Annotated in this window: 8 protein-coding genes; 7 read left to right on the top strand and 1 reads right to left on the bottom strand. The window is 40.2% G+C overall.

What is annotated here, in order from left to right; translation table 11 throughout:
- Window positions 1-161 (top strand): MgPME-cyclase complex family protein (locus IQ242_RS10760; protein ID WP_193959963.1); only part of this gene is annotated, 161 nt, incomplete at its 5' end.
- A 185-nt stretch (window positions 162-346) separates the two neighbouring features.
- Here IQ242_RS10760 and IQ242_RS10755 read toward each other — a convergent pair.
- Window positions 347-1,987, bottom strand: a complete 1,641-nt coding sequence (locus IQ242_RS10755; protein WP_193959962.1) for a DUF655 domain-containing protein — start codon at window positions 1,985-1,987, stop codon at window positions 347-349.
- A 350-nt stretch (window positions 1,988-2,337) separates the two neighbouring features.
- On the opposite strand from IQ242_RS10755, the gene IQ242_RS10750 reads away from it, so the two are divergent.
- From IQ242_RS10750 to IQ242_RS10725, 6 genes are all read left to right on the top strand, one after another.
- The gene (locus IQ242_RS10750) at window positions 2,338-4,764 is read left to right on the top strand and encodes a dynamin-like GTPase family protein (RefSeq protein ID WP_193959961.1); all 2,427 of its coding nucleotides are present in this window, start codon (window positions 2,338-2,340) and stop codon (window positions 4,762-4,764) included.
- Between the two features lie 205 nt (window positions 4,765-4,969).
- Entirely contained in the window at window positions 4,970-5,830 is an 861-nt protein-coding gene (locus IQ242_RS10745; protein ID WP_193959960.1) for a formylglycine-generating enzyme family protein, read from the top strand.
- Window positions 5,790-6,185: a nucleotidyltransferase family protein gene (locus IQ242_RS10740; protein WP_193959959.1), complete on the top strand. Its 396-nt coding sequence runs from the start codon at window positions 5,790-5,792 to the stop codon at window positions 6,183-6,185. Before IQ242_RS10745 ends, IQ242_RS10740 begins: the two co-directional genes overlap by 41 nt.
- Window positions 6,172-6,342 (top strand): hypothetical protein, encoded by a 171-nt coding sequence (locus IQ242_RS10735; protein ID WP_193959964.1) that lies wholly within the window; start codon window positions 6,172-6,174, stop codon window positions 6,340-6,342. Before IQ242_RS10740 ends, IQ242_RS10735 begins: the two co-directional genes overlap by 14 nt.
- 4 nt (window positions 6,343-6,346) lie before the next feature.
- Window positions 6,347-6,946 (top strand): Uma2 family endonuclease, encoded by a 600-nt coding sequence (locus tag IQ242_RS10730; protein ID WP_193959958.1) that lies wholly within the window; start codon window positions 6,347-6,349, stop codon window positions 6,944-6,946.
- A gap of 49 nt (window positions 6,947-6,995) precedes the next feature.
- Window positions 6,996-7,892, top strand: coding sequence for an AEC family transporter (locus tag IQ242_RS10725; RefSeq protein WP_193959957.1), 897 nt, complete (start codon window positions 6,996-6,998; stop codon window positions 7,890-7,892).
- The last annotated feature ends 323 nt before the right edge of the window (window positions 7,893-8,215 follow it).

Raw genomic sequence — 8,215 nt, 5'->3', positions numbered from 1 at the left:
CTCCCGCTTTTGCCGATATCAAAAACAAAACTCCCCAACCAGCAGCGGCAATTGTTTCTCTCAACCAACAGTTTATTACTTGGCTAAAATTGCGTCTAGAATACGTTATTACCGGACAGTTTGAGGCTCCTTCCGATAGTATTCCCGAACCGTTAAAATAACCCTTTTTTGTCTGTGGTAAATAAGTGGTTATAATTAAATAGAAGATAGATTTTGGGTTCGATCCCCCCTTAATCCCCCCTTGATAAGGGGGGCTGACGATTTTAACACCTACCTACTTAGCTTGCCGTAACAAGGGAAAATTGCTAGTTTTTGTCTATGGCAAAAAATACAGACGAGGCAATCATCACCAGCTGACTTTGCCTTTGAGCTTGTTGATTTTTCCCCGACCGATTCCCGATACTCGATCCAAATCTTCTAGGGAAGTAAAGGGTTTTTGTTGCCGGGCTGCGATAATTTTTTCGGCTAATTTGCCACTGATACCGGGTAAACTATCTAGTTCTTCTTTTGTGGCGGTGTTTAAATTAATTAAGCGATCGCTTTTAATTGTTACAGATTGGGGGCAGTTTTTTCTATCCTGTTCGATCCGATTTTTAATAGTTTCTGGCAGTCCTAATTTAGCGGTACGGTAAAGATATTGAAATTCTCGATCGAAATGAGCGGCAACGGTGGGATTATCGATAATAACTAAAGCTTCATCGTTTTGATGGTTAGCAGCTTTTGACCAATTATGAGAACCAGTAATCACAATTTTATCATCGATTAAACCGAATTTATGGTGTAATTTATCTCCCGGGGCTAGAGCGGGAACTCCTAGGGTATTAATTGGGTTTTGCCAAGGCTGATTATCTGGTTCATAACGACATTTATTACTGAGAGCAACTCCTAATAAATCTAATCCTTCGCTATAGTATCGGAAGGCAAAACTAGGATCAATTAAAGCTTTAATTTCTATCCCTTTTTGATGTCGTCCGGCGAGAATATTAGCTAAAGGCTGTTCCGTAAAGACAAACAGGGCTAAATTCACGGATTTTTTAGCTTTATTTAAAGTTTCACCTATGAGACCATTGCTAGTAATTGCCCAGGGATAAGTGGTAGAATCGGGGGAAAATTTTACCGTCAGACTACTATTACCGATAGTAATTTTTTGCGGTTTTCTTTGGGGTTTATCTAACCCAAATCTAGGACGATCTTCCCTTCCCCACATCAGATTAAATTCTTGTTGAAAAACTCTAGCTAGTGGGGGATTAGTAATGACTAATAAGTGATTGGCATTCCCGACAGTTTTGGGATTAGAAAAGTCTCCATGAATATCACTTAAGGTATAGTTAGCTGAACTGATTAAAGTAGTGTAATTATCAATAACCATGAATTTATGGTGCATTAAACTGCTACCTTTTGAGCGATCTGCCCTATCATCAATTAGGGGAATACCAGCTTTTTTGAGGATAGTAATTGCATCTCTTTGGGCGATTTCCTCTGGACTTAATTTACCATCTCGATTTATGTCAACTAAATCAAAAAGGTTTTGATAACGTTCCTGTTCTCGATCGCTTGATTGTTCTTGATTTTTAGCTAAACTATTAATCGGTTTATTGTAAATATTTTCGAGAATAACCCTAACTTTAATTCCCTGCTGATGACGAGCAACTAAAGCTTGAGCGATGGCGGGTAAACGTAACTCTTGCACCGCTAGATCGATCGAACTTTTTGCCGAGTTGATATTATCAATAATAACCTGTTCTAAATTATCCCCCGGGCGATTAATTTGGCGATAGGGATCGGTATAATTTGAACCCTGGGCTTGATTATAATTAAAATAGACTTGAATATATTGATCTTGGGGCAAGGGTTGGGGACGATTTTGGATAACATTCAGAGAATGACAGCCACCCAAAAGAAAAACTGTTCCTAACAAAAATCCTAACTGTTTCATAGTCCGAATTTTTTTTAATCTCAATTTATCTATTGCCATTTTTATCCACATAATTATCATTATCCCAGTATTCAGGAGGAGTCAGGAGAGAATTTTTACCTAAGGAGGTTCTCGGAAATCGGTATGTACTAAATTGATTATAAGTAGTCGGACATAAATTCTGTTGTCTATCTTAAGAAATGTAAATTGCCGCAATTCTGACTGACTACTGACTACTGACTCCTTACCCCACAGTTAACTTTACTTTTGTCCAACTACTTAATCAATCCTGATTCTAGATTGAAGACGATGACTTTGTCCTTGATTGCTTAAATCGCTGACCAAAGATGTGACATCTAGTTAGGGAATTTTGTTATAATCTGGGGAACAATAGCACTGTTCTTCTAGATTTGGGTTTTACCATGACTGAACTTTTACCCCAATGCAGTAATCTGGCTGGTAATGTTAACAGTATAATTGAACTATTCAAAGGCGAATCCTCTCTCCGCAATCAACAGGATACCAGCAAGATAGAAATTGCCCTACAAAAAGCCATTTCTCCCAAATTTGAAATCGTTTTTGCCGGTGCTTTTAGTGCTGGGAAATCAATGTTAATCAATGCACTTTTAGAGCGAGAATTGCTCTATAGTGCCGAAGGACACGCAACGGGTACAGAATGTTATATTGAGTACGCAGAAGCTGATGAGGAAAGAGTGGTTTTAACCTTTCTCAGCGAAGTAGAAATTCGTACTTTAGTCGATACCGTCTGTCAAAATCTGCAATTAACCAATCCCAGTAACATTAATTCCCCGGAATACTGTAGCCAGTTAAACCAATACTGTCAAAAAATTATCGAACAGGAAGGGGGAGAAGGCAAATCCGAGCGAGCTAAACAAGCTCAGGGTTTAAAATTATTAATTGAAGGATTTACTCAAAATCGTGAGCGGATCCATACGCTGCATAATGCCACCTATTCCATGGAACAATTTCACTTTTCTAATTTAGCAGAAGCGGCAAGTTTTGCCCGTCGTGGTAGCAATAGTGCCGTCTTAAAACGTCTAGAATATTACTGTCATCATCCTCTCCTTAAAGATGGTAACGTTTTGGTAGATTTGCCCGGTATTGATGCCCCAGTCAAAAAAGATGCCGCCTTAGCCTATCGTAAAATAGAGCATCCTGATACTTCGGCAGTGGTTTGTGTTTTAAAAGCTGCTTCTGCGGGAGAATTAGCCACAGAAGAAACGGAATTACTCGAAAAAATTCGCTCTAATGCTGGTATTCGTGATCGAGTTTTTTATGTTTTTAACCGCATTGATGAAACCTGGTACGCAGCCCAACTAAAACAACGTTTAGAAAACCTGATTCAAACGCAATTTCGTGATACTTCCCGCCTCTACAAAACCAGCGGACTTTTAGGATTTTATGGGTATCAGGTAAAAAATCAAACCAATATTAATCAGCGTTATGGTTTAGATTCTATCTTTGCCGAAAGTGTTAAAAATTTAGGAGGACAAGAAGAAACACCGCAATTTGTCAGCGAGTTTAATAACTATTGTGCCAACTCAGGTAAATTACTGGCAACTCCCTTTAAAGTTTCCATCCACGGTTATGAAACTCCTAATAAAAATTATTTCCGAGTTTTAAGCGAGTGGGGAAATCCTTTACTAGAGCAGTTAATTGCTGATAGTGGTATCGCAGAATTTCGCACGGCAATTACTCGTTATCTCACGGAGGAAAAGCGTCCGCAATTGTTTGCAACTTTAGCTGATGATTTACAATCTCTCTGCATTACTCTCAAAAATCATTATCAAGAGATTTATCGTGATTTAGAAAGTCAACCACGAGAAATTGAGGCGATGAAAGCTCTGGAGTTAAATCACCTCAATCAAGAGTTAAAGGAAGTGGGAGAGAAATTAACTAAACATATCGATGGTTATGTCAATGCTATCGTGGTTAATAGCGATGAAAACTTCGAGGAAGACTTTAAGAAACTGAAAGCGAGAATGGTATCAAGATTGGATGAGTTATTAAATACTTTTTCTGTCAAAAATGCCTACTCGCAAGCGACTTTAAACCATCCCCGCAATGCCACAGCACCTTTATTAGCAGTATTGGTAGAAGCTTTTTATTATCTGTCTAACCAGCTAGAAGATGTGTTGATTGAGGAGTCAATCAGTTTAATTAGTCGCTTTTGTCAGCGTCTTTTAGATGCGGTAAGGCAAGGTGATTATTATCGGCAAATTTATCGTTTATTGGGTAACGATAGTGGCATAGAAAATCAGCTAAAACAGCTAGAAGAGCAGTTAATTCATGCCTTAGTTTCCGAAGCGAGAACAGAGTGCGATCGCTATGTAAGAGAAAATCACAATTTTTACAACGAAGGCACTTTTTCTATCTTTCAATTTCGGCAAACTGTCCAACAAACTGCCCAAGGTTATGACTGTGAAAGTATTCTTGATGCTGAACCTGCTATCCGTCAATTACTTAAGTTAGATTTTGAGCCAAAAGTATCAGCGACAATTCAGAAAAACTTCCGCCAAACCGTTAATAATACTCTAAAAAATCAATTGATACCAATGGCAAAAAAACAAGCCGATACTATTCTACAACAGTTCAATCAAGCTCGTTCTTATCTAGAACAAACCTTAGAACAGGAAGCGGCGGAAAAAATTGCTAATAATGCCCGCAAACAGGAAGAAATTAACCAAAAAATTGAGAATTATAACCAAGCGATCAACTCTCTCAATACTTGTTTAACTGCTATGGGTTTACAGAAAAATAATTTACCTGTAATTGGTGAACAAGAATTAGAGATTGTCCCGGAAGTTGTTAATGACTCCAGCAATTAATATGGGGAGTAGGAAGGTGGGAAGTGGGGGGAAACAATCCATCTGTTAAAAACCGATTTGCTGTCAAAGCAAAAAATTAATTAAAATTAAAACTCATCGGGGGATAAGCGATCGAAGTCTTGTTATTCTTAAACTGGTAGGTTTTGGGATTTTTCTAGGCCCGCAGCTTAACCCGATCAACCGATAACCGATAGAGGGGTGCAGAATGGGAGAATGGTTAGATTTTACCGATGAGGTGGTCACTGTCAATGGCAAAGGTGAGGAAATTAAACGGGAAAAAGTCACTAATCGAGGTTATAAATATTTTTTAAGCAAAAAAACCTTTTTAGAAATGATTTCTATCCCTAGCGGTCAATACCTCATCGGTGCGTCCAAAAGCGAGTTAGGCTGGAAATTGAGTCAAAGTCCCCAATCTCTGGTTAATATTCAGGCTTTTTGTCTGAGTCGCTACCCAATTACCCAACGACAATGGCGCGAGGTGGCAAAATTAGAACCGGTAAATATTGAACTTAATCCCTATCCGGCCCATTTTGAAGGTTACGATCGCCCCGTAGAACAAATTAACTGGTGGGAAGCGGTGGAGTTTTGCGATCGCCTATCCCGTCTCACCGGACTGAATTATCGTTTACCCGCAGAAAAAGAATGGGAATACGCTTGTCGGGGAGGTACATCAACCCCCTTCCACTTTGGCCCGACAATTTCCACGGATTTAGCCAACTATTCCGGGGTGGACTGGGATTATGGCGGCAAAGTGTGCAGTTCTGGTCGTTATGGGGAAGGTTCCCTAGGCTGCGATCGCAGGGAAACCACACCGGTGGGAATGTTTGCCGTCGCTAACCCTTTCGGACTCTACGACCTGCACGGAAATGTCAGGGAATGGTGTGCAGATTACTGGCGCGATAACTACGAAGCAGCCACAATAGAAGATAGGGACAGACGAGTTTTACGCGGCGGTTCCTGGAATGATGGCCCTAACAAATGTCGCTCGGCCTACCGAGTCAAATTTATGGCTACTGCTGGACTCTATGATATTGGTTTTCGTGTCGTTAGCGATAATTCCCCTTAAATCTGAAAACCGATCACTGATTACTGGTGACAGGGAGGTGAAAAAATTGAAAATAGAACTACCCCAGCAAATAATCAGCGAATTTTGTCAGAAATGGCAGATATATGAAATGTGTTTATTCGGATCGGTTTTGCGGGAAGATTTTCGTCCAGATAGCGATATTGATATACTGGTCAGTTTCCAAGATAGTGTTTCTTGGGGACTTCTGGAGTTTTCGAGGATGAAACGGGAATTAGAGAATTTATTGGGACGGAAAGTTGATTTGCTAACGAAAAAATCGATCGAGCAGAGTCATAATTGGATTCGTCAACGAGAGATTTTAGGGACAGCGCAAGTGATTTATGTGGCGGGATAAGGCTTTTTTACTAGATATTGTCCGAGCCTGTCAATTAGCTCAACAATTTGCCAATCAACCAGCAAAATTTGCAGGTGTTTGTCAGACAATTTTTGAAAATGTACCACTCCTCGATCGAGAGTTAGAATTGATTTTAGAGACAATAAAAGTGATTTAACCAAATGATTACTAACTTTGACTATAACTATCTTTCCCCGGAAGATTATTTAGCAACGGAGAGAATAGCCAAGGATAAACACGAATACATTCGCGGTCAAACCTACGCCATGGACGGTGCAAGTAAAGCCCATGGTTTGATTATTATCAACTTAGCCACGCTTTTAAAAAACCGGCTGCGGGGTAGTGGTTGTCTTGTCTATGCCACAGCTATGAAAGTTCGTCTAGAAATAGCTAATAGTTATTTTTATCCCGATCTTGTGGTCACTTGCGACTCGCGAGATAATCAGTCTTTCTCGGAAGATTTTATCCGTTATCCGCGCTTGGTTGTAGAAGTATTATCCCCCACTACTGCTGCCTTTGCTCGCAACGCGCTCGCGAAGCGAGATCGGGGCGATAAATTTGCCGACTATCGTTCCCTTGAAACTTTAGAAGAATACCTTCTTATCAGTCAAGAACGCATCAGTGTAGATTGTTTTCGTCGCCATGATGAAGGATTTTGGGTTCTTTATCCCTACAGCAAAGGAGCAGATATTTATCTAGCTAGTATCGATTTTCACTGTGCGATCGAATCTTTATATGAAGACATAACAGAAATCCGTTAAAAAATCAGATCAGTTTTTTTCTGTTTACTATTTACTTTTTACCTGATTAATGCTTGTCATCCTCTCCGCTATTATTCCAGTGGGTTTTATCATCCTCATCGGTGTGATAGCAGGAAAAATTCTCACTGTGGAAGTGCGTTCCCTTTCCCAAATCACGGTATATATTCTTGCCCCCGCTTTGGTGATTGATGGACTCTATCACACCACTTTATCCGGCAGCAATATCGGTTTAATTCTCCTAGGTTTTGCTCTTATCTCACTGGTAATGGCGATTGTCGTCGAAATTATCGCCTATTGTCTGGGTCTCGATGCTGATACCCGCAAAAGCCTCATGGCTGCCGCCGTGATGCCTAATAACGGTAATATGGGTTTACCGGTGGCTAGTTTCGCCCTGGGTGCGGCTGGACTGGAAAGAGCGATAATCTATATGATTGGCTCTAGTATTCTGTTATTTGGTATTAGTCCCGCTTATTTGCGAGGAAAAAGCTTTCTTTCAGGATTTCGCTTAGTTTTTCGCTTGCCCTTAATCTGGTCAATTTTTATCGGCATTGGCTTTCAAACTTTCTCTTTTCATCTTCCCCTGCAATTAGATAAAAGTATTAGCTATCTAGGAGAAGCGGCAATTCCTTTGGCTTTAATTATCCTAGGTATCCAATTATCTCAGCAAAAATTAGCGATCGGTAAATTAGAATTATTAGGAGCCGGTTTGCGTCTTTTAGTCGCTCCTCTTTTGGCATTTGCGATCGGCAATAGTTTAGGATTAACCGGTATGGATCTAAAAATTCTCATCCTACAAAGTGCCATGCCCACCGCCGTTAATACTGTCATTTTAGTCACAGAATTCGGTGGTTCGGCCGCTTTGATGGCCCGCACAGTTGTGGTCACTACCCTTGCTAGTTTTCTGACTATTCCTCTCTTTCTTTGGTTATTAAAAGTCTATTTATAGCAGTTATCTTAAGGGTGAGGTGCGAAGTTTTCGTTTTGGGGAGCCAGTATTCAGTTATCAGTATTCAGGGGGTGCATCTCATTTTGGTAAATCTACTAATTTGGGATTTTTAAGGGGAAACTTTCTCCTAAAATTGGGCGTTACTTTCGGTTTTATCACTCAATCCAAGCTTTTGGGGGCGGCGCCACGCCCCCAAACCCCCCGCGCATTAGGTTAACTGTGAGATGCTTACACGCGATTGTTCATATTTTTGTACTAATTTAAGAGTCACTGATAATTGCTGATTGTTGGTATTTCTGCAAGTGTGGGATGCACCCTTATTC

Source organism: Microcystis sp. LEGE 08355 (genome assembly GCF_015207185.1).
GTDB lineage: Bacteria > Cyanobacteriota > Cyanobacteriia > Cyanobacteriales > Microcystaceae > Microcystis > Microcystis panniformis.
The sequence above is the reverse complement of the archived record's forward strand: the minus strand, read 5'-3'. Positions and strand labels throughout refer to the sequence as shown.

What these genes read in the sequence shown, in the direction of transcription:
- IQ242_RS10755 (WP_193959962.1), bottom strand. Translation starts at nt 1,987, where the DNA reads ATGTGGATAAAAATGGCAATAGATAAATTGAGATTAAAAAAAATTCGG.
- IQ242_RS10750 (WP_193959961.1), top strand. Translation starts at nt 2,338, where the DNA reads ATGACTGAACTTTTACCCCAATGCAGTAATCTGGCTGGTAATGTTAAC.
- IQ242_RS10745 (WP_193959960.1), top strand. Translation starts at nt 4,970, where the DNA reads ATGGGAGAATGGTTAGATTTTACCGATGAGGTGGTCACTGTCAATGGC.
- IQ242_RS10740 (WP_193959959.1), top strand. Translation starts at nt 5,790, where the DNA reads ATGATATTGGTTTTCGTGTCGTTAGCGATAATTCCCCTTAAATCTGAA.
- IQ242_RS10735 (WP_193959964.1), top strand. Translation starts at nt 6,172, where the DNA reads ATGTGGCGGGATAAGGCTTTTTTACTAGATATTGTCCGAGCCTGTCAA.
- IQ242_RS10730 (WP_193959958.1), top strand. Translation starts at nt 6,347, where the DNA reads ATGATTACTAACTTTGACTATAACTATCTTTCCCCGGAAGATTATTTA.
- IQ242_RS10725 (WP_193959957.1), top strand. Translation starts at nt 6,996, where the DNA reads ATGCTTGTCATCCTCTCCGCTATTATTCCAGTGGGTTTTATCATCCTC.